The sequence below is a fragment of the Microbacterium sp. NPDC089321 genome, from assembly GCF_040684935.1.
In the GTDB taxonomy this organism is placed as follows: domain Bacteria; phylum Actinomycetota; class Actinomycetes; order Actinomycetales; family Microbacteriaceae; genus Microbacterium.
Genome location: NZ_JBFBGX010000002.1, coordinates 154,718 through 175,990 on the forward strand (window position 1 = coordinate 154,718; position 21,273 = coordinate 175,990).

Consider the following 21,273-nt stretch of genomic DNA (forward strand, 5'->3'; position numbering starts at 1 on the left):
CTCAGCCGACCCGGAGGTCGAGCCCGAGATCGAGCGCCCGCGCCGAATGGGTCAGCGCGCCCACCGAGATGACCTGCACGCCGGTCTCGGCGATCCCCCGCACCGCGTCGAGACTCACCCCGCCCGAGGCCTCGACCGTGGCCCGCCCGGCGATCAGCGCGACTCCCGCCCGCAGGTCGTCGAGAGAGAAGTTGTCGAGCAGCACGGTGTGCGCCCCACCGTCGAGCACAGCCTCGATCTGATCCAGCCGGTCGACCTCCACGACCACGTGGGTGGTGTGCGGCAGCCGCGAGAGCGCCTCGCGCAGTGCGGTGGCGAGATCGTGCCCGCTCTGGCGCAGCACCGCGAGGTGGTTGTCCTTGGCCATCACGGCATCCGACAGCGAGCGCCGATGGTTCCCGCCCCCGCCCGAGACCACCGCGTGCCGTTCGAACTCCCTGAGCCCGGGTGTCGTCTTCCGCGTGTCCGCGATGCGCGCGCCGGTGCCCGCGACCGCGTCGACGTACGCCGCGGTGAGCGTTGCGATGCCGCTCATCCGCTGCGTGAAGTTCAGCGCCACGCGCTCGGCTGCGAGCAGGCTGCGGGCGCGCCCGCTCACCGAGGCGAGGGCGTCACCGGCCTCGAAGCGGTCGCCGTCGGCGACGTGCAGATCGACCTCCACATCGGGGTCGGTGAGGCGGAACGAGGCTGTGAACACCTCGCCGCCGCTGAACACCCCGGGTTCGCGTGCGACGAGATCGGCGGTGGCGTCGGCCGACGCGGGCAGCAGTGCGGTGCTGGTCAGGTCGCCCCACGGGGCGTCTTCCTCGAGCGCGGCCGAGACGGTGCGTCGCAGAGTGGCTGGCGTGATCATGCGGCTCCGATCAGGGCGCGGGAGAGGATGAAGTGCGCGCCCAGTGAACCGGTGCGGGCGAGAGCGGCGGATGCCATGGAGCGCGCCACCGTGAGCAGGTTCGCGTCCTCCTGGTCGGCAGCGGAGGCTGCGACGGGCATCGGCCACGCGTGCAGACGGGCGACGGCATCCCGCAGACCCTCCTCGGTGCGGATCAGGCCGACGTGCTCCCACATCAGCTCCTGCAGGGCCCTGCGGGAGAATCCCCCAGCCGCGCCGGCGCGATCGGGTTCGGAGGTGTGCATGTGCCGGGGGGCGGAGGCCGGCCATCGGAAGGGCGGCGCAGACGGCGCGAGCGCCTCGGCGGCCCTCGCCCCGAAGACGGCGCCTTCCAGCAGCGAGTTCGACGCAAGACGGTTCGCGCCGTGCACGCCTGTGCGCGCGGTCTCGCCGACGGCCCACAGACCGGGCAGGGTGGTGCGTCCGTCGACGTCGGAGACGACGCCGCCCATCAGGTAGTGAGCGGCTGGTGTCACCGCGACCGGCTGCCGAGACCAGTCGATGCCGCGTCGGCGCAGCTCGGCATCGATCGTCGGGAAGCGCTCGGCCAGTGCGGCGGAGCCCAGCGCGGTCGCGTCCAGCACGATCGCCTCGCCCTGCTCTTCGGCGCGTCGAGCGATGGCCCTGGCGACGATGTCGCGCGGAGCGAGTTCAGCATCCGGATGCTCGTCGATCAGGAATCGGCGACCCGCGGCATCCCGCAGCACGGCACCTGCGCCGCGCACCGCCTCGGAGACGAGAAAGGGGCCGCCGTCGACCAGCACCGTCGGGTGGAATTGCATGAACTCGAGGTCGGCGACCGCGGCGCCAGCGCGCAGCGCGATGGCGATGCCGTCGGCTGTCGTACCCCGCGGATTGGTCGTGTGAGCGTACAGGCCCCCCGCGCCGCCGGTCGCGAGCACCACGGCATGCGCCCGCAGCGTTTCGCCGTCGATCGAGCGGATGCCGGCCACGCGGCCCGCCGCGACGATCAGGTCCGCGACGAACAGTCCCTCACGATCCGTGATCGACGAAGTCCGCACCCGGTGCGTCAGCGCCGCGGAGATCGCGGCGCCCGTCGCATCACCCCCCGCGTGCGCGATACGCGCACGACTGTGCGCGGCCTCGAGCGCTCGGGCCACCTCGCCGTCGGGTGTGCGATCGAACCGCACGCCCGACGCGATCAGGGCGTCGATCGCGGCGTGCGCGCCGTCGACGAGAGCGCTGATCGCCAGCGCGTCGCCGTGTCCGTCGCCGGCCTGCAGAGTGTCGAGCGCGTGCAGCGCGGGGGAGTCGTCGGGGCCGTAGACCCCCGCGATGCCGCCCTGAGCGTGCGCCGTGCAGCCGTCGCCGAGAGCTCCTTTGGCGACGAGCGTCACGTCGTACCCCAGGGCATCGGCACGCAGGGCGGTCGTGAGACCCGCGATGCCGCCGCCGACGACGATGACGTTCATCGCGGCTTCGCCGCCAGCATGCGCTCCAGTGCCACCCTGGCGGGCTGCGCGACGTCATCGACGACCCGGATGCGGTTCTGCACCCGGCCGGCCACGAGCTCTTCCAGCACCCAGGCGAGATATCCGGGGTGGATCCGGTACATGGTCGAGCACGGGCAGACGACGGGATCGAGGCAGAAGATCTCATGCTGCGGGTGCTGGGCGGCCAGGCGACGGACGAGGTTGATCTCGGTGCCGATCGCGAAGGTCGTGGGTTCGGTCGCCGCGGCGATCGCCTTGCGGATGTGGTCGGTCGAGCCCGCTTCGTCGGCCGCGTCGACGACCTCGACGGGGCACTCCGGATGCACGATCACGCGGACGCCGGGATGCTCGGCGCGAGCTTTCTCGATCTGGTCGACGGTGAACCGGCGGTGCACCGAGCAGAAGCCGTGCCAGAGGATCACCTGCCCGTCTCGCAGGTCGGCGGCGGTGGATCCGCCCAGCGGTCGGCGCGGGTTCCACATCGGCATCCGCTCGAGCGGCACGCCCATCGCCTTCGCGGTGTTGCGGCCGAGGTGCTGATCGGGGAAGAACAGCACGCGGCGACCGCGGGCGAACGCCCACTCCAGCACGGTGGCGGCGTTCGACGACGTGCACACGATGCCGCCGTGGCGCCCGACGAAGCCCTTGATCGCGGCGGAGGAGTTCATGTACGTGACGGGGATGACGGGCAGCAGGCCGTCGGCGTCCGGCTCGTCGAGCGGTCCCAGCACGTCCGAGAGCTGCTCCCAGCAGTCCTCTACCTGGTCGATGTCGGCCATGTCGGCCATCGAGCAGCCGGCCGCGAGGTTGGGGAGGATCACCGACTGGGCCGGGCCCGAGAGCAGGTCGGCGGTCTCTGCCATGAAGTGCACGCCGCAGAACACGATCGCCTCGGCATCCGGATGCTCGAGGGCGGCGTTCGCGAGCTGGAAGGAGTCGCCGACGTAGTCCGCGTGTCGCACGACCTCCTCGCGCTGGTAGAAGTGCCCGAGCACGACGACGCGGTCGCCGAGGGCCTGCTTGGCCGCACGGATGCGCGCATCGAGCTCGTCCTCGCCTGCTTCGCGATACTCGGCCGGGAGCTCGCCCTGGCGGGGAGCCCCGACCGGGATGACGTCGCCCATCGACGATCCTGGGCCGTATCCGGGGCGGCTGTCGAAGTCCCAGGGCCCGGCCGCCAGGTCGGTGGTGCAGGTCGGGTCGAGGGATGCGCCCGTGACGATCGCCTGCAGGGCGTGATCCACGGAGGGGTCGATGGTGCGGAGGAGGGACACGCGGGGGACCGCCTTCTGGTCGGTATGACATTTACTGTCCGTCGATCAGATTAGGTCGATCTGACCAGAAGTGCAATCGGGCGACCGCTCAGTGACGATCGGCTCGGATCAGGCGTGTGCGACGTAGCGGTACAGGCGCGCCGGCCGGTGCTTGCCAGTGCGGAACGACTCGGTCGGCACGAGTTCGTCGGAGCCTTCGAGCAGACGACGGAAGTTCGACGGGTCGAGTCGCTGACCGAGCACCGCCTCGTACACCTCGCGCAGCTCCGTGAGCGTGAACTCGTCGGGAAGCAGGCCGGCCGCGATGCGGCTGTACCCCACCTTGTTGCGCAGGCGCCACAGCGCGTAGTCCGCGATGCGATTGTGATCGAACGCGAGCGGAGGCAGGTCGTCGACGTCGAACCATTCGACGTTCTCGGGCGCCCCCGCGCGCGAGCGCTGGGCGTCGACGAGGTCAGAGCGCAGCAGCGCCCAGTAGACGATCGAGATCGTGCGGGCGGGCGAGCGGTCGACGTCGCCGAATGTGTAGAGCTGCTCGAGATAGCTCGGCTCGAGCGCTGTCGTCTCGGAGAGGGTCCGGGATGCCGCGGCATCCAGGTCTTCGGCGGGATCCAGCCAGCCGCCGGGCAGCGCCCACGCTCCCCGGTGCGGCTCGCGCGTGCGGCGCACGAGCGGAAGCATGAGACGTTCGCCGTCGTCGGCGCTGCGCAGCGAGAAGATCACGGTCGAGACCGCGACGCCGATGGCGTCGCCTCGTCCCGTCGTGACACTCACATCGACGAGCCTAGGCCGTCCAGGTGGCGACGGCCTGCCATATCGCCATGCCGCCGCCGATGATCACCGCCCACATCAGCAGGGCCAGAGGCACCGCGAAGACGATGCCTCGAACGGCGTCCGGCGGACGGTGAGGGGGTCCGTCCGCCGGACCAGGGCATCCGAGAACGTCGTCCGGTTCCGGGCGGGACGTGGTGTCCGGGCCTTCGGATGCCGCGCTCGCCGGGTCGTGGAGGGGGTCCATCGAGTGCCCGGGGTGCGACGACGCGGATTCGACGCTCACTGCTGCCTTCCGTTCGGACGAGCGCACGGAGACACGGAGGGCGGAATCGCTCCTCGGTGCGGGCGCTGGGGAACGCCACGTCGCATCGTCCGCAGTCTATTCTGTTCGAAACCCCGTCTCGCGCTGGCGAGGCAGGGGGTGAAAGCCGGTGTGAAATGCGCCGCCGTCGCTGCCCGGCATCCCATCGGGGAGTCGGCTGGGTCGCACGGCGGGAGAAGCCCGGGTTGATGAGCGGGAGAACGGAGAAGCGGGTGACCGAGCAACGGCACGCGTCCTCACCTGCCGATCTGCCCGAACTGCCGCAGGCTTTCGTCGATGCGATCGCTCGGGGCGATGAGGTCGCCGCCGAGGCGGCCGCGCGTCTGGCATGGTTCGAACTTCGCGGCCGATGCTCCACAGCAGCCGGCGTCGCCCTTCAGCAGCTCGATCAGACGGCATACGAGCGCAGCCCGCTGCTGGGCATGCTCGCCGGCCTCTGCGCCGTCGAGAAGGGTGTCGACCCGGAGCTGGCCTCGCGACTGATCGGCCGATCGGTCGCCGCAGCCCGGAGCGACAGCTCGGGGCTCATGGCGATCGACCGAGCGCTGATCCTCTCGGCAGACAGTGCGCGCCACCAGCATGCGGGCCGCGCCGACCATGCGAGCGGTTCGGCGCGCGCGGCGATGGCGCACGCCCGCGAGGCGACGAGCCGCCTGCAGTCCCTTCCGCTGGCCGATCTGTTCACGCAGATCGGCGTGTCTCTGCACTACACCGGCGAGGTCGACCTCGCCCTGGAGGCGTTCGCGGCGGGCCAGGCGGTCGCACCGGCCGTGCCGGGGCCCGCCGATCCGACCGAGATCGCGGGTCTCGCGGCCGTGTTCGGCTACGAGGGAGACATCCGGCTCGCGAGACGCTACCTCGAGCACTCCCGCGCTGTCGCCGACGCCGAGCCCCCGAGCTCGACGGGCAGGGTCAACGACTGGATCGCCGCCTCGATGATCGACCTCGAGAGCTTCGACGGCGAGGGTGCACTGGCTCGCCTCGAGAGGGCGGTCACCGCCGTGTCCTTCGAGCAGCGCGTGGCACTCGACACCGTCTCGGCGATGGCGCGCATGGTCTCGGGCGATCCGGCGACGGGCCTCGCGGAGCTCGAGGCGCAGACGCGCTCGATCGAGCTGCACACCGGGCGCGCGGTGCCGTCGAGCGCCTTCGCCTTCGCCAGGTCGATGCTGCACCTCAGCCTCGGCAACGTGCGCGTGGCGTCGGCGATCGTCGAGGGGGACTTCGCGGTCGGACCCACGCGCGAGGTCGCCCGGGCCCGCATCGAGCTGATGAGAGGGCATCCGGGCTCGGCAGTGCGGCGGCTGGCCGCGCTGTCGACCGAGCCGCTGCCGCTGCGTACGGCCGCGGAGGCGTCATCGATCGAGGTCGCCACGCTGCTGCGACGCAGCAGCTCCGCCCGGGCTGGCTCCGCGGTCGACTACCTCGGCGCGCTCCTGGCTCGCACCGGACTGCGCATGCCGCTGGCATTCCTGCCGCGATCCGATTTCGATCGCGTGGTCGCCGCACTCACCGCAGGCGGTCACAGCGCACTCTTCGACGGCATCCGCGCCCGATCCCTGCTGCCCGACCTGGTCTCGGCCCAGACCCTGACGGCGCGGGAGCGCACGGTGCTGTCGGCGCTGATGGACAACGGCTCTGCGGCCGCCATCGCCCGCGAGCTCTACGTGTCGCCGAATACCGTCAAATCGCAGCTTCGCAGCATCTACCGCAAACTCGGAGCGGCCAACCGCCAGGAGGCGATCATGGTCGCCGTCGAGCGCCAGCTGCTCGCGGACGAGACTCAGCCCGACGTCGACGTCGATCCTCCGCACTGAGCGGGTGCGAGCGCGCCGCATCCCGCCTACCGCAGCGCTCCGCTCCCGCTATGCTGGAGGCCTAATCGAACACAGGCCGCATGACCCGTGCGGGAGAGCCCGATGATCGTGATCGGGCACCGAAGGAGCAAGCCTCCCCGCCAATCTCTCAGGTACCCCTACCGCCCTGGTCCGGCCGCTCTGAAAAGAGATGCTCACGCATCCGCCGACGGTGAAAACCCCACCTCGAATGGCCTCCGTGCCAGCCGAAGGGGCGAAGCTCTCAGGCCCGATGACAGAGGGGGAGTTCCGAGGATGCCGACGACGTCGTCCTGCCCGACCCTGACCGGGAGAACTCCGTGACCGAACCCCGTTACACCCCGCTCCGCGCGCGCCACGAGGCGCTCGGTGCGTCCTTCACCGATTTCGGCGGCTGGCAGATGCCGGTTCGCTACACCTCTGATCTGGCCGAGCACCACGCCGTGCGTGCGGCCGCAGGTGTCTTCGACATCTCGCACATGGCCGAGTTCACCGTGCGCGGCGGGGCGGCCGCCGAGTACCTCGACTACGCGCTGGCCGGGCGACTCTCCGCCATGAGCATCGGCAAGGCGAAGTACTCGCTGCTGCTCGCCGAAGACGGCGGGATCATCGACGACGTCATCGTCTACCGCCTGCAGGCGGACGACTTCCTGATCATCTCGAACGCCGGCAACCGCGACGCCGTCCGTGAGGCGCTGACCGCCCGTGTCGAAGAGGTCGAGGGCGACGTCGCCGTCGACGACGTCTCGGACGACTACGCGCTGATCGCCGTGCAGGGTCCGAAAGCCGCCGAGATCGTCGCCTCGATCGAGGGCATCGACGACGTCAGCGTGCCGTGGGACGAGCAGAAGTACTACGCGTGGGCGAGCGCCGTCTACCGCGGCAAGCCGCTGCTTCTCGCCCGCACCGGGTACACCGGCGAAGACGGCTTCGAGCTGCTCGTCGATGCCGCCGACGCGGCCGACCTGTGGGACGCCGCGCTGGCCGCGGGAGCCGACCACGGACTCGTCCCCGCCGGCCTCGCCGCCCGTGACACACTGCGCCTCGAGGCGGGGATGCCGCTGTACGGCAATGAGCTGAGCCGTGAGACGGTGCCCGCTCAGGCGGGTCTCGGCCGCGTCGTCGTCTCAGACAAGGAGCGCTTCGTCGGCAAGGCCGCCCTCGCGGGCGAAGCCGCGGGCACCGGAGCGCCGGCCGGCCGCACGCTCATCGGGCTCTCGGCCGAAGGCCGCCGCGCCGGCCGCGCGGGCTACCCCGTCGTGCTCGAAGACGGCACGGTCGTCGGCGAGATCACCAGCGGTGCTCTCAGCCCGACGCTCGGCCACCCGATCGCGATGGCCTACGTCGACCCCTCGCACGCCGAAGAGGGCGCCGACCTGTTCCTCGACGTCCGGGGGACGAAGATCCCCGCCACCCGCACCGCCCTGCCTTTCTACCGGAGGAAGAAATGACCGATCTCAACACCCTCAAGTACAGCGAAGAGCACGAGTGGGTCGCACTCGACGGCACCACCGCGACGATCGGCATCACCGACTTCGCCGCCGACGCTCTCGGTGACATCGTCTTCGTCGAGCTCCCCGAGGTCGGCGCCGAGCTCAGCCGTGGCGACGTGTTCGGCGAGGCCGAGTCGACCAAGTCCGTCTCGGAGCTCTACGCCCCGGTGACCGGCACGGTCGTCGAGATCAACGACGCGGTCGTCGACGACCCCGCTCTGCTGAACTCCTCGCCGTTCGGCGACGCGTGGCTGATCAAGGTCGAGGTCGCCGACGGCGCACTCGACGGTCTGCTCGACCGCGACGCCTACGTGGCGCACACGGAGGCCTGAGAGTGACCTCATTCGCAGACCGCCACGTCGGCATCACCGCCGATGCGCGCGAGCAGATGCTCGCCGCGCTCGGGATCTCGGCTTCGGCGGACGCCTCCGAAGACCCCATGGCAGAGGCCCCCATCGAGGCCCTGATGCGTCAGGCCGTGCCGGCGTCGATCTTCACGGGCCCCTCCGACGAGTCGGTGATCCCCGCAGCCGCGAGCGAGGCCGAGGCTCTGGCCGAGCTACGTGCGCTCGCGAAGCGCAACACGGTGAACCGTCCGATGATCGGCCTCGGCTACTACGGCACGCTCACTCCGTCGGTCATCCAGCGCAACGTTCTCGAGAACCCGTCCTGGTACACCGCGTACACGCCGTACCAGCCCGAGATCTCGCAGGGCCGTCTCGAAGCGCTGATCAACTTCCAGACGATGGTCTCCGACCTCACGGGTCTCTCGACAGCGAACGCGTCGATGCTCGACGAATCGACCGCGGTGGCAGAGGGCATGCTGCTGGCGCGGCGTGCGTCGAAGTCGAAGTCGAACGTCTTCGTGGTCGACGCCGACGCCCTTCCGCAGACGAAGGCGCTGCTGCGCACGCGTGCGGATGCCGTGGGCATCGAGCTCGTCGAGCGCGACCTCGCCGGCGGCGAGCAGCTGCCCGATGAGCTGTTCGGCGTGCTCGTGCAGTACCCCGGCGCCTCCGGTCGTGTGTGGGACCCGAGCGCGGTCATCGACGCCGCGCACCTGGCGAACGGCATCGCCGTCGCGGCTGCCGACCTGCTCGCACTGACACTGCTGCGCTCCCCGGGTTCGCTCGGCGCCGATGTCGGCGTGGGCACGACGCAGCGCTTCGGCGTGCCGATGGGCTTCGGCGGCCCGCACGCGGGCTACATGGCCGTGCGTGCCGGTCTCGAGCGGCAGCTTCCCGGTCGCCTGGTCGGCGTCTCGGTCGACGCCGTGGGCTACCCCGCCTATCGTCTGTCGCTGCAGACCCGCGAGCAGCACATCCGCCGCGAGAAGGCGACCTCGAACATCTGCACCGCGCAGGTGCTGCTGGCCGTGATGGCCTCGATGTACGCGGTCTACCACGGGCCCGACGGCCTGCGGTCGATCGCCGCCGAGGTGGCGGGCAAGGCCGCGCTGCTTCGTGACTGGCTCGTCGAAGCCGGAGCAGAGGTCGTGCACGATGCGTTCTTCGACACGCTCAACGTGCGGGTCGCCGGAGGCGCCGAGGCTCTGGTCGCTCAGGCGCACGCCGACGGCATCCTGCTTCGCCTGGCGGATGCCGACACCGTCGGCATCGCGATCGACGAGACCACCTCGTTCACCGACCTGCACCGCGTCGCGGTGCTGTTCGGCGGCAAGCAGGACCGGGTCTTCGGATTCTTCGGCGCGGGTTCCACCGGCGCTCTGCCCGACGCGCTGCTGCGCGACGACGAGTACCTCACGCACCCGGTCTTCCACGCGCACCGCTCAGAGACCGCCATGATGCGCTACCTCAAGCAGCTCGCCGACCGCGACTACGCGCTCGACCGCGGCATGATCCCGCTGGGCTCCTGCACGATGAAGCTCAACGCGGCCACCGAGATGGCGGCGATCACCTGGCCGGAGTTCGCGCAGCTGCATCCCTTCGCTCCGGCGGAGGACGTGCAGGGCTCGCTCGCCATGATCGACCAGCTCGAGGCCTGGCTCGCCGAGGTCACCGGCTACGACGCCGTCTCACTGCAGCCGAACGCCGGTTCGCAGGGTGAGCTGGCGGGTCTGCTCGCCATCCGCGGCTACCACCTCGCCAACGGCGACACCCACCGCGACGTGTGCCTGATCCCGAGCTCGGCCCACGGCACCAACGCCGCCTCGGCAGTCCTCGCGGGCATGAAGGTCGTCGTCGTCGCCACCGACGAGCTCGGCAACGTCGACCTCGACGACCTGCGCGCGAAGATCGCCCAGCACGCTGAGACGCTGTCGGCGCTGATGATCACCTACCCGTCGACGCACGGCGTGTACGAGCAGCAGGTGGTCGACATCACGTCTGCGGTGCACGAGGCCGGCGGTCAGGTGTACGTCGACGGTGCGAACCTCAACGCCCTGCTCGGCTACGCGCGCTTCGGCGACCTGGGTGGCGACGTGTCGCACCTCAACCTGCACAAGACGTTCGCCATCCCGCACGGCGGCGGCGGACCCGGCATCGGACCCGTGGCGGCCAAGGCGCACCTCGCCCCGTACCTGCCCGGTCACCCGCAGGCGCAGAAGAGCGAGCACGCGGGCGGCTTCGTGTTCGACGGCGGGCCCGTCTCGGGCGCTCCGTACGGCTCGGCCGGCGTGCTGCCCATCTCCTGGGCCTACGTGCGCATGATGGGCGCAGAGGGGCTGCGCAGCGCGACCGCTGCCGCCGTGCTCTCGGCCAACTACATCGCGCTGCGTCTTCGCGATCACTTCCCGGTGCTCTACACCGGTGAGAACGACCGCGTCGCGCACGAGTGCATCCTCGATCTGCGTCCGCTCAAGGAGGTGACCGGCATCTCTGTCGACGACGTAGCGAAGCGTCTGATCGACTACGGCTTCCACGCGCCGACCATGTCGTTCCCCGTCGCGGGAACGCTCATGGTCGAGCCGACGGAGTCGGAGGACCTCGCCGAGGTCGACCGGTTCGTCGAGGCGATGATCCAGATCAAGGCAGAGGCGGATGCCGTGGCAGCCGGCACCTGGCCCGCCGACGACAACCCGCTCGTGAACGCGCCGCACACAGCCGCGTCGCTGATCGCGGGGGAGTGGAACCACGCCTACTCGCGCGAGGTCGCCGCGTATCCGGTTCACGCGCTGATCGCGTCGAAGTACTGGCCCCCGGTGCGCCGGATCGACCAGGCCTACGGCGACCGCAACCTCGTGTGCGCCTGCCCTCCGATCGGGGCTTTCGCCTGATCACCGGCGCCTGCCGCATCGCCCCCGTCGCTTCGCGACGGGGGCGATTCGGTTAAGGCTGGATAACAGTTGCCGCAGCGTGCCGTCGAGGCCCACGGGGGGTCTTAGGATCGTATGCGAGCGCGTTCGACGACGAACGCGTGCTTGTCCCGGTCCACAGGAGGACACTGTGAAGCACAAAAAGATCACACTCACGGGCGTCGCGCTGCTCGCGGCGGGTGCCCTGGCACTCACCGGCTGCTCCACCAGCAGCAACGAGAAGCCCGATGCAGAGAAGGGCTCGTCGAACGTCGACGCGTCCGCGATCATCAAGGTGAACGGCTCCGAGCCGCAGAACCCGCTGATCCCGACCAACACCAATGAGACCGGTGGTGGCAAGATCCTCGACGCCATCTTCGCCGGCCTCATCGGCTACGCGGCCGACGGTGCGGTGTTCAACGAGGTCGCCGAGGACATCAAGGTCGACGACCCGCAGAACATCACGGTCAAGCTTCGCAAGGGCCTGAAGTTCACCAACGGTGAAGAGGTCACCGCTGACAACTTCATCAAGGCGTGGAACTACGGCGCCCTGGCATCGAACGAGCAGCTCTCGAGCTACTTCTTCGAGGACATCGAGGGCTTCAGCTACGAAGAGGACTCCGAGCTGACCGGCCTGAAGCAGGTCGACGAGCACACCTTCACGATCAAGCTCAACAAGCCGGCCTCCGACTTCGCGCAGCGCCTGGGCTACTCGGCCTACTACCCGCTCCCGGACGTCGCGTTCGAGGACATGGAGGCGTTCGGCCAGAACCCCATCGGCAACGGCCCGTACATGCTCGACGGTGAGGGCGCCTGGCAGCACGACGTGGGCATCAACCTCGTCACCAACCCCGACTACGACGGCCCGAGCAAGCCCGCCAACGGCGGCCTGAACATCGTCTTCTACGCCTCGCAGGACAGCGCCTACGCCGACCTGCTGGGTGACCAGCTCGACGTCCTCGACGCCGTTCCGGACTCCGCGTTCGGCAGCTACGAGGCCGACCTGGGTGACCGCGCCGTCAACCAGCCGGCAGCCATCTTCCAGTCGTTCACCATCCCGGAGCGCCTCGAGCACTTCAGCGGCGAAGAGGGCAACCTGCGTCGCCAGGCCATCTCGATGGCGATCAACCGCAAGGAGATCACCGACGTGATCTTCCAGGGCACCCGCACCCCGGCCAGCGACTTCACCTCGCCGGTCATCGACGGCTGGACCGACGAGCTCAAGGGCGCCGAGGTTCTCGACTACAACGAGAAGAAGGCCAAGGAGCTGTGGGCCGAGGCTGACAAGATCAGCCCGTGGAGCGGCACGTTCCAGATCGCGTACAACGCCGACGGCGGCCACCAGGCCTGGGTCGACGCGACCACGAACTCGATCAAGAACACGCTCGGCATCGACGCCTCGGGTGCTCCGTACCCGACGTTCGCAGAGCTGCGCGGCAAGGTCACCGACCGCACCATCGAGACCGCCTTCCGCACCGGATGGCAGGCCGACTACCCGGGTCTGTACAACTTCCTCGGACCGCTGTACGCGACCAACGCGGGCTCGAACGACGGTGACTACTCCAGCAAGGAGTTCGACAAGCTGCTCTCCGACGGCATCTCCGAGACCGACCCGGCTGCGGCGAACAAGCTGTACCAGGAGGCTCAGGAGGTTCTGCTGAAGGACCTGCCCGTCGTTCCGCTGTGGTACTCGAACGTCGTCGGCGGCTACGGCAAGACCGTCGAGAACGTGAAGTTCGGCTGGAACTCCGTTCCGATCTTCTCCGAGATCGAGAAGACCAAGGCGGAGTAACCCTTCGCGACGAGGCGGTGGTGCAACACACCACCGCCTCGTTCTCTTTGCCCTCGGGGCGCGCGATCCGCGCCCCGCACCCGAAGGGAGGTAGAGGATGGCCGTATACATCCTCAAGCGGATCCTGCAGGCGATACCCGTGTTCTTCGGAGCGACCCTGCTGATCTATTTCATGGTCTTCGCCATGCCGGGCGATCCGATCGCCGGCCTGTTCGGAGACAAGCAGCCCAACCCCGCTCTGCTCGAGCGGCTTCGTGCTGAGTACCACCTCGATGAGCCGTTCATCGTGCAGTACGGCTACTACATCGCCGGCATCTTCCGCGGCGACTTCGGCACGAGCTTCTCGGGCCAGCCGGTGGGAGACGTCCTCGCCCGCACATTCCCGATCACGCTGCGCCTGGCCGTCATGTCGGTCGGGATCGCCTTCGTGCTCGCGATCGTGATCGGCCTGTTCTCGGCCCTCGGCAAGGGCGGCATCTTCGACAACTCGATGCTCGTTCTCGCACTGATCTTCATCGCCGTGCCGATCTTCGTGCTCGCGTTCCTCGCGCAGTACTTCCTCGCGATCCAGCTCGGATGGTTCAAACCCACCGTGGGGGCGGACAACGACTGGGGTGATCTCTGGCTGCCCGCCTGGGTGCTGGGCTTCAGCGTCTACGCGACCAGCATGCGGCTCACTCGCGCGTCCACGATCGAGACGCTCGGTCAGGACTGGGTCCGAACCGCGTACAGCAAGGGTCTGCCGCGAGGGCGCGTCATCCCCGTGCACGTGCTGCGCAACTCGCTCATCCCGATGGTCACCGACCTCGGCACCGTCTTCGGCGTCCTCATGGTCGGCGCGACCGTCACCGAGGGAATCTTCAACGTCCCCGGCGTCGGCAACACCCTGTACCAGGCGATCATCCGCGGTGAGAACCCGACGGTCGTCTCGTTCGTGACGGTGTTCGTGGTCGTGTACGTGCTCATCAACCTGGTCGTGGATCTCATCTACGGCCTGCTCGACCCGAGGATCCGCTATGTCTCGTCCTGACCTCGACCGCGGCCACTACGTCGCACCGGCCGACACCACGTCGGTGCCGGTCGATGTCGTGCGCATCGACGCCAAGCCCAGCAACCTCTGGCTGGACGCCTGGCGCGATCTGCGTCGCCGCCCGCTGTTCTGGATCTCGGCAGCCTTCGTGCTGCTGGTGATCGTCGTCGCTCTCGCGCCGACTCTCTTCACCCAGGTGCCGCCGAACAACGGCTGCCTTCTGGCCAACAGCAACAAGGGGCCGACAGACGGGCATCCGCTCGGCTTCACCCGGCTCGGGTGCGACGTCTACGCGCGCACCATCTGGGGAACGCGCACCTCGCTCGTCATCGGCGTGCTGGCCACCCTGATCAGCACGATCGTGGGCATCGTCATGGGCGCGCTGGCCGGCTTCTACGGCGGCTGGCTCGACTCGGTGCTCTCGCGCATCGGCGACATCTTCTTCACGATCCCGTACATCATCGCGGGCATCGTGGTCATGTCGGTCATGCCCGAGCGCAACGAGCTCGTCCTCGCGTTCGCGATCGGCGGCTTCGCGTGGGCATCGACGGCGCGCATCATGCGGGCCGAGGTGCTGCGCGTGAAGCAGGCCGACTTCGTGATGGGTGCCGAGTCGATCGGCATGTCGAGGTTCAAGACCCTGCTGGTGCACGTGCTGCCGAACGCCATGGCTCCTGTCATCGTGGTCGCGACGCTGTCTCTCGCCGGCTCGATCGTGGCCGAGGCGACCCTGTCGTTCCTCGGTGTCGGTCTCGGCAGCGGCACGATGTCGTGGGGACTCGACATCGGGCAGGCGCAGACCACCGTCCGTATCGCGCCGATGGCGCTGTTCTGGCCGTCGCTGGCCCTGACCCTCACCGTGCTGGCGTTCGTCACGCTCGGTGAGCTCATGCGCGACGCCGTCGATCCGAAGGCGAGGGCTCAGCGATGACCGAACCTCTGCTCAGAGTGCGCGACCTGCACGTCGCGTTCCGCAGCGGCAAGCAGATCCGCGAAGTGCTGCACGGCGTCAGCTTCGACATGATGGCAGGCGAGACGCTGGCCATCGTGGGCGAGTCCGGCTCCGGCAAGTCCACGACGGCGGCGGCCATCATCGGCCTGCTGCCCGGCACCGGACACGTCACCGAGGGGAGCATCACGCTCGACGGGCGCGAGCTCACGACCGCGAAGCGGGCCGAGCTCGAGCACATCCGCGGCCGTGAGATCGGCTACGTTCCGCAGGACCCGATGTCGAACCTCAACCCGGTGTGGTCGATCGGCTTCCAGGTCAAGGAGGCCGTCCGCGCCAACGGACTGGCCCAGGGGCGCCAGGAGGTGCACGACCGCGCCGTCGAGGTGCTGCAGCAGGCCGGTCTCGCCGACGCGGCTCGTCGCATGCACCAGTTCCCGCATCAGTTCTCAGGAGGCATGCGGCAGCGTGCGCTGATCGGCATCGGCCTCGCGGCCGATCCGCAGCTGCTGATCGCGGACGAGCCGACCAGTGCGCTCGACGTCACGGTGCAGCGGGTGATCCTCGATCACCTGGCGAGCCTGACCAGCGAGCGCGGCACCTCGGTGCTGCTCATCACGCACGACCTCGGGCTCGCGGGCGACCGTGCCGACCGCATCATCGTGATGAACAAGGGCGAGATCGTCGAAGCCGGTCCGAGCGCCGAGATCCTCTCGCGTCCTCAGCACCCGTACACCCAGCGTCTCGTCGCCGCGGCTCCCAGCCTCGCGTCGAAGCGCATCGGAGCCGTCACGACGCGTGAGGCGGAGCCTGTGTCGACCGCACCCGCGGTCGTCGAGGTGCGCGATCTCGTCAAGGAGTACTCGATCCGCGGCGGCGGACTGCGCAGCGAGAAGTTCCTCGCTGTCGACGGCGTCTCGTTCTCGATCCCGCGGGGCAAGACGCTCGCGCTGGTAGGGGAGTCGGGCTCCGGCAAGTCGACGGTGGCGAAGATGCTGCTGCAGCTCGAGAAGCCCACCGACGGTGAGATCCTCATCGACGGCGCTGCGACGAGCACGATGTCGCGAGCCGACGTGTTCAAGCTGCGTCGCCGGATGCAGCCGGTCTTCCAGGACCCGTACGGATCGCTCGATCCGCTCCGCAGCATCGGGAGCCTCATCAGCGAACCGCTGCACGTGCACGGCATCGGCACCCGCGACGAGCAGCACAAGCGGGCACTCGAGCTTCTCGATCAGGTCGCGCTGCCGCGCGAGCTGGCCGAGCGGTATCCGAACGAGCTGTCCGGCGGACAGCGTCAGCGCGTGGCGATCGCCCGTGCGCTGGCGCTCAAGCCCGACATCGTCGTGCTCGACGAGGCGGTCTCGGCGCTCGACGTGCTCGTGCAGGATCAGATCCTGCACCTGCTGTCGGATCTGCAGAGCGACCTCGGGCTGACCTACCTGTTCATCACGCACGACCTCGCGGTCGTCCGCGTCGCCGCCGACCTGGTCTGCGTGATGGAGAAGGGGAAGATCGTCGAACAGGGCACGGTGGACTCGATCTTCACCAACCCGCAGGAGGAGTACACACGCCGACTGCTCGACGCGATCCCGGGGGCGTCGCTGCCCCTGGGCGGCGTGGGTCTGTGACACCCGAGAATCCCGCGACACCTGCCGGCGCCGCCTCGCCCCGTAACCGGGGCGGGGTGGCGCTGCTCGTGATCTGCTCGGTGCTGTCGGCGGTGATGCTGGTCGACGCGGCCGTGCGGGCCGACGTCGGCACCGCGCTGCTGCTGGCGCCATGGATGCTGCTGGTGCTGTGGATCGTGTATGTCGTCGGCGTCGCGTCACGCGTGGGCGCTCAGCAGGACGGAGTGTTCGTGCAGAATCTGCTGCGCAGGACGTTCGCCCCGTGGGCGCGCGTGCAGAGCGTCGTCATGCGCTGGCAGATCGAGATCGCGCTCGACGACGGATCGCGGCTCACGTGCTTCGGCGGTCCGTCACGGCGCCGTCCGCAGCGCCTCGGCCCCGGCCGCACCAAGGAGGACGCCAACGGCGACGCCGATGACGCGGTCGCGGCTCTGCGTCGCGCGAAGGCGAATGCCGAGCGCGTATCGCCGGTCCCGCCCATCCGCCGCGGGTGGGACATCCCTGCGGTCGTCGCTCTGGTGGCGATCCTGGCATGGGCTGTCATCGCCGTGCTCCTCACGCGCGGCTGACCCGCGCTCACCCGGGCAGGCCGAACAGCGCCGGCCACGTGGCCGCCGCCCAGGGGTATCCCACGAAGGCGATCGCGTCGATCAGGAAGTGCGCCACGAGGAAGGGCAGCAGACGCCCCGTGCGGGCGTAGAGCCAGCCGAAGAGCAGCCCCATCGCCAGGTTGCCGAGGAACGCGCCAGGCCCTTGATACAGGTGGTAGCTGGCGCGCAGCACGCTCGTCGCGATGATGACCGGCCACGCGCCCCAGCCGAGCTGCCTCAGGCGGGCGAACAGGTAGCCGAGCACGACGAACTCCTCCTGAACGGATGCCCGCGCTGCTGACAGCAGCAGGATCGGCACCGTCCACCAGTGCGCATCGAGTCCGGCCGGATCGACCGCGACGAACCACCCGAGGGCACGTCCGACGAGGTAGAGCCCGATGCCCGGGATGCCGATCGCGGCGACGAGACCGATTCCCCAGCCGAGGTCGCGCATCGGACGCCTGCCGTCCAGTCCCAGCATCCCGAGATGCGGCCTCTGCGACTGCCAGAGCAGGAAGCACACGAGAAGGACGGGCACGACGCCGAACCCGATCGACAGCAGCTGGTAGATGAGGTCGAACACCTCGCGGTCGCTGCGCGACGGATTCAGCGTCGCGGTCTGATCCGCCAGGGGAGTGGAGTCGGTGAGGCGGTACGCGAGCTGCACGATCGCATAGACCGCCGCCTGCCCGAGCCCCAGCGCGAGCACGATCCCGATCTCCCACCGCAGGCGCTTCCGATTCACCCTTCCGATGCTAGGTGTTCGCTCCCAGGTACGCGGTTCGGCCATACGCTATCCTGGAACGTCGCTCACGTTCATTCGGTGCACGAACCGTCTCGCTGACGCTCGTCCGGTACAGCGGCATCTCTCATCTACGACTCCGCATTGGACTTCTTGAATGGCGCACGCCCTCCGCTCTGACCTCCGAAACGTCGCGATCGTCGCACACGTCGACCACGGCAAGACCACCCTCGTCGACGCGATGCTCCGTCAGACCGGCTCGTTCGGCTCTCACGAGCACATGGAAGAGCGCGCGATGGACTCGAACGACCTCGAGCGTGAGAAGGGCATCACGATCCTCGCCAAGAACACGGCGATCACGTACAACGGGGTCCACACCGAGACTCCGATCACGATCAACGTGATCGACACCCCCGGCCACGCCGACTTCGGCGGTGAGGTCGAGCGCGGCCTCTCGATGGTCGACGGTGTCGTGCTGCTCGTCGACTCGTCCGAGGGGCCGCTGCCGCAGACCCGCTTCGTGCTGCGCAAGGCGCTCGAGGCGAAGCTCCCCGTCATCCTGCTGGTCAACAAGACCGACCGCCCCGACGCGCGCATCGCCGAGGTCGAGGAAGAGGCGCACGACCTGCTGCTCGGACTCGCCTCCGACCTCGTCGACGACGTTCCCGACCTCGATGTCGATGCGCTGCTCGATGTGCCGGTGGTCTACGCCTCCGGCCGTGCGGGCGCCGCGTCGCGCAACCGCCCGGCGAACGGCGACCTGCCCGACAACGATGACCTCGAGCCGCTCTTCGAGGCGATCCTCGAGCACGTGCCCGCCCCGTCGTACGACGACGAGGCGCCGCTGCAGGCCTGGGTCACCAACCTCGACTCCTCGTCGTTCCTCGGTCGCCTCGCCCTGCTGCGCGTGTTCAACGGCACCCTGAAGAAGGGCCAGACCGTCGCGTGGGTCCGTCAGGACGGCACCACGCAGAACGCGCGTATCACCGAGCTGCTCATGACCAAGGCCCTCGAGCGCTACCCCGCCGAGTCCGCAGGCCCCGGCGACATCGCCGTGATCGCCGGCTTCGCCGACATCATGATCGGCGAGACCATCGCCGACCCCGAAGACGTGCGCCCGCTGCCGCAGATCACGGTCGACGAGCCGTCGATCTCGATGACGATCGGCACCAACACCTCGCCGCTCGTCGGCAAGGTCAAGGGCCACAAGCTCACCGCCCGCATGGTGAAGGACCGCCTCGACCGTGAGCTGATCGGCAACGTGTCGCTGCGCGTGAACGACATCGGCCGCCCCGACGCGTGGGAGGTGCAGGGCCGTGGTGAGCTGCAGCTCGCCATCCTCGTCGAGAACATGCGTCGCGAGGGCTTCGAGCTCACCGTCGGCAAGCCGCAGGTCGTCACCCGCAAGATCGACGGCAAGGTGCACGAGCCCTACGAGCACCTGACCATCGATGTGCCCGAAGAGCACCTCGGCGCGGTCACGCAGCTGATGGCGAACCGCCGTGGCCGCATGGACAACATGATCAACCACGGCACCGGCTGGATCCGCATGGAGTTCATCGTGCCGTCGCGCGGCCTCATCGGCTTCCGCACCGAGTTCCTCTCGATCACGCGCGGCACCGGCATCGCCAATGCGATCTCGCACGGCTACGACGAGTGGGCCGGGTCCATCGTCGCGCGCCAGAACGGCTCGATCGTCGCCGACCGCGCGGGCGTCGTCACCCCGTTCGCCATGATCGCCCTGCAGGAGCGCATGTCGTTCTTCGTCAAGCCCACCGAAGAGGTCTACGAGGGCATGGTGGTGGGTGAGAACTCGCGCGCCGACGACATGGACGTGAACATCACCAAGGAGAAGAAGCTCACGAACATGCGCTCGGCGACCGCCGACTCGTTCGAGTCGATGACGCCTCCGCGCATCCTCTCGCTGGAGGAGTCGCTCGAGTTCGCTCGCGAGGACGAGTGCGTCGAGGTGACGCCCGACGCCGTGCGCATCCGGAAGGTGATCCTCGACCAGACGACTCGCGGGCGCGAGGCGTCGCGTCTGAAGCGTCAGGACGCCAACGCGAACGCCTGATCAGCCCGATCTGCGCGAAGACCCCGGCCCACGGTCGGGGTCTTCGTCGACCGGGCCATCGTGAACGAGCGGTAGCAGACGTCAGATAACGAACTCATAACATACTTTCCCGAGAGCGACGGAGCGTCATTCCCGGGAAGCAGGCATGTTCTGTCCAGGTGAGGGCAGGGTTTCGTCCAGGTGCGGCCGTCAAGCTTGTTCCTCGTGCCCGGGAAACGGCGCTCCCATGAGCGCGCCCCGCGAGGGTCCGGGCCATCGACAACCCGAAGGTCGAACCCCCTCCCATGATCGAAACCCTGAACACTCGCGCGTCTCAGCGCGTCTCCCATGTGGCGACGGCCCACTCCCGTATGCGTCGCCCTCTCATCGCCGTGGCCATCGGCGCGGTGCTCGCGGCGTCCGCCGCTGCTGGAGCGGTATTCGCTCCGGCCGCCCTCGGCGCGATCCCGTCGGAGCAGGCGCTGGACCAGGCCGCGGACGCCGCGGATGACGGCAAGATCGCCCTGGTCAACGCCGAGTCCCTGAACAACGTGGTCGCCGGCGTCGACTTCCCGATGCAGACCGAGACGACCCGTGTCGACCTGACCGACCTGAAGACCGATGTGAAGCGTCTCGGCCGAGCAGATCAGCTGTCGTCCGAGCAGGTCTCCGAGCTGACCGCCGAGGTCGTGCTCGGCACGGTCATCGTGCAGTCCAAGACCTCCGATCTGCAGGATGCCCTGACTGCGGCGAAGGCCGCGGAGGCCGCGCGGGTCAAGGCTGAGGCCGAGCGCATCGCTGCCGAGAAGGCGGCGAAGGAGGCGGCGGAGAAGAAGCGTCGCGCCGCGGCGGCCCTCGCTGCGGCGAACACGCCGGAAGGCGCGAAGGCCGTGGCTCGTGCCATGGCGGCAGAGCGCTACGGCTGGGGCGAGGGCGAGTTCTCGTGCCTTTCGAACCTGTGGACCAAGGAGTCCGGCTGGAACTACAAGGCCTACAACGAGAACGGCGGCGCCACGGGCATCCCTCAGGCTCTTCCGGGCAGCAAGATGGCCACGGCCGGAGCCGACTGGCGGACGAATGCCGCGACGCAGATCGCCTGGGGCCTCGGCTACATCGATCGCGCCTACGGCACGCCGTGCGCCGCCTGGGGCCACTCCCAGGCCGTCAACTGGTACTGAGCGCGCTCAGCGGT

At 69.0% G+C, this 21,273-nt stretch carries 17 protein-coding genes and 1 riboswitch; of the genes, 11 read left to right on the forward strand and 6 right to left on the reverse strand.

The genetic code is table 11. From position 1 onward, the window contains the following. Window position 1: 1 nt before the first annotated feature. From nadC to AB0N59_RS08805, 5 genes are all read right to left on the reverse strand, one after another. Window positions 2-853, reverse strand: a complete 852-nt coding sequence (gene nadC / locus AB0N59_RS08785) for a carboxylating nicotinate-nucleotide diphosphorylase (RefSeq protein WP_363481685.1) — start codon at window positions 851-853, stop codon at window positions 2-4. Continuing rightward, window positions 850-2,325 carry an L-aspartate oxidase gene (gene nadB, locus AB0N59_RS08790; RefSeq protein ID WP_363481688.1) on the reverse strand — a complete coding sequence of 492 codons (1,476 nt, stop codon included), beginning with the start codon at window positions 2,323-2,325 and terminating at the stop codon, window positions 850-852. The genes nadC and nadB overlap by 4 nt, the downstream gene beginning before the upstream one ends. Next, a complete protein-coding gene (gene nadA / locus AB0N59_RS08795; protein ID WP_363484155.1) occupies window positions 2,322-3,590 on the reverse strand; it encodes a quinolinate synthase NadA in 1,269 nt (422 codons plus the stop codon). The genes nadB and nadA overlap by 4 nt, the downstream gene beginning before the upstream one ends. A 138-nt stretch (window positions 3,591-3,728) precedes the next feature. Next, a complete protein-coding gene (locus AB0N59_RS08800) occupies window positions 3,729-4,394 on the reverse strand; it encodes an NUDIX domain-containing protein (RefSeq protein ID WP_363481691.1) in 666 nt (221 codons plus the stop codon). 10 nt (window positions 4,395-4,404) lie between these two features. After that, entirely contained in the window at window positions 4,405-4,677 is a 273-nt protein-coding gene (locus tag AB0N59_RS08805; protein WP_363481693.1) for a hypothetical protein, read from the reverse strand. Between the two features lie 251 nt (window positions 4,678-4,928). On the opposite strand from AB0N59_RS08805, the gene AB0N59_RS08810 reads away from it, so the two are divergent. The 9 genes from AB0N59_RS08810 (at window position 4,929) to AB0N59_RS08850 (ending at window position 17,265) form a co-directional block, all read left to right on the forward strand. Continuing rightward, complete coding sequence (locus tag AB0N59_RS08810; protein ID WP_363481696.1) at window positions 4,929-6,533, forward strand: LuxR C-terminal-related transcriptional regulator; 1,605 nt, start codon at window positions 4,929-4,931, stop codon at window positions 6,531-6,533. Window positions 6,534-6,613: 80 nt separating this feature from the next. Continuing rightward, a riboswitch (glycine riboswitch) is annotated at window positions 6,614-6,707 on the forward strand. 164 nt (window positions 6,708-6,871) lie between these two features. Beyond that, on the forward strand, window positions 6,872-8,002 hold the full coding sequence (gene gcvT, locus AB0N59_RS08815) for a glycine cleavage system aminomethyltransferase GcvT (protein WP_363481699.1): 1,131 nt from the start codon (window positions 6,872-6,874) through the stop codon (window positions 8,000-8,002). After that, on the forward strand, window positions 7,999-8,376 hold the full coding sequence (gene gcvH / locus AB0N59_RS08820) for a glycine cleavage system protein GcvH (RefSeq protein WP_363481702.1): 378 nt from the start codon (window positions 7,999-8,001) through the stop codon (window positions 8,374-8,376). The genes gcvT and gcvH overlap by 4 nt, the downstream gene beginning before the upstream one ends. A 2-nt stretch (window positions 8,377-8,378) precedes the next feature. After that, window positions 8,379-11,279, forward strand: coding sequence for an aminomethyl-transferring glycine dehydrogenase (gene gcvP / locus AB0N59_RS08825; protein WP_363481705.1), 2,901 nt, complete (start codon window positions 8,379-8,381; stop codon window positions 11,277-11,279). A gap of 169 nt (window positions 11,280-11,448) precedes the next feature. After that, on the forward strand, window positions 11,449-13,089 hold the full coding sequence (locus AB0N59_RS08830; RefSeq protein ID WP_363481708.1) for an ABC transporter substrate-binding protein: 1,641 nt from the start codon (window positions 11,449-11,451) through the stop codon (window positions 13,087-13,089). 97 nt (window positions 13,090-13,186) lie between these two features. Then, a complete protein-coding gene (locus AB0N59_RS08835; protein ID WP_363481711.1) occupies window positions 13,187-14,119 on the forward strand; it encodes an ABC transporter permease in 933 nt (310 codons plus the stop codon). Then, window positions 14,106-15,050 (forward strand): ABC transporter permease, encoded by a 945-nt coding sequence (locus AB0N59_RS08840; protein WP_363481714.1) that lies wholly within the window; start codon window positions 14,106-14,108, stop codon window positions 15,048-15,050. The genes AB0N59_RS08835 and AB0N59_RS08840 overlap by 14 nt, the downstream gene beginning before the upstream one ends. After that, on the forward strand, window positions 15,047-16,696 hold the full coding sequence (locus AB0N59_RS08845; protein WP_363481717.1) for an ABC transporter ATP-binding protein: 1,650 nt from the start codon (window positions 15,047-15,049) through the stop codon (window positions 16,694-16,696). The genes AB0N59_RS08840 and AB0N59_RS08845 overlap by 4 nt, the downstream gene beginning before the upstream one ends. A 56-nt stretch (window positions 16,697-16,752) precedes the next feature. Beyond that, window positions 16,753-17,265: a PH domain-containing protein gene (locus AB0N59_RS08850; RefSeq protein WP_363481720.1), complete on the forward strand. Its 513-nt coding sequence runs from the start codon at window positions 16,753-16,755 to the stop codon at window positions 17,263-17,265. A 7-nt stretch (window positions 17,266-17,272) separates the two neighbouring features. Here the strand turns inward: AB0N59_RS08850 and AB0N59_RS08855 are convergent, their stop codons facing one another. Beyond that, window positions 17,273-18,076 carry a CPBP family intramembrane glutamic endopeptidase gene (locus AB0N59_RS08855; protein ID WP_363481723.1) on the reverse strand — a complete coding sequence of 268 codons (804 nt, stop codon included), beginning with the start codon at window positions 18,074-18,076 and terminating at the stop codon, window positions 17,273-17,275. A 109-nt stretch (window positions 18,077-18,185) separates the two neighbouring features. On the opposite strand from AB0N59_RS08855, the gene typA reads away from it, so the two are divergent. After that, window positions 18,186-20,102, forward strand: coding sequence for a translational GTPase TypA (gene typA, locus AB0N59_RS08860; protein WP_363481726.1), 1,917 nt, complete (start codon window positions 18,186-18,188; stop codon window positions 20,100-20,102). A 284-nt stretch (window positions 20,103-20,386) separates the two neighbouring features. Beyond that, window positions 20,387-21,259 (forward strand): phospholipase, encoded by an 873-nt coding sequence (locus AB0N59_RS08865; RefSeq protein ID WP_363481729.1) that lies wholly within the window; start codon window positions 20,387-20,389, stop codon window positions 21,257-21,259. The last annotated feature ends 14 nt before the right edge of the window (window positions 21,260-21,273 follow it).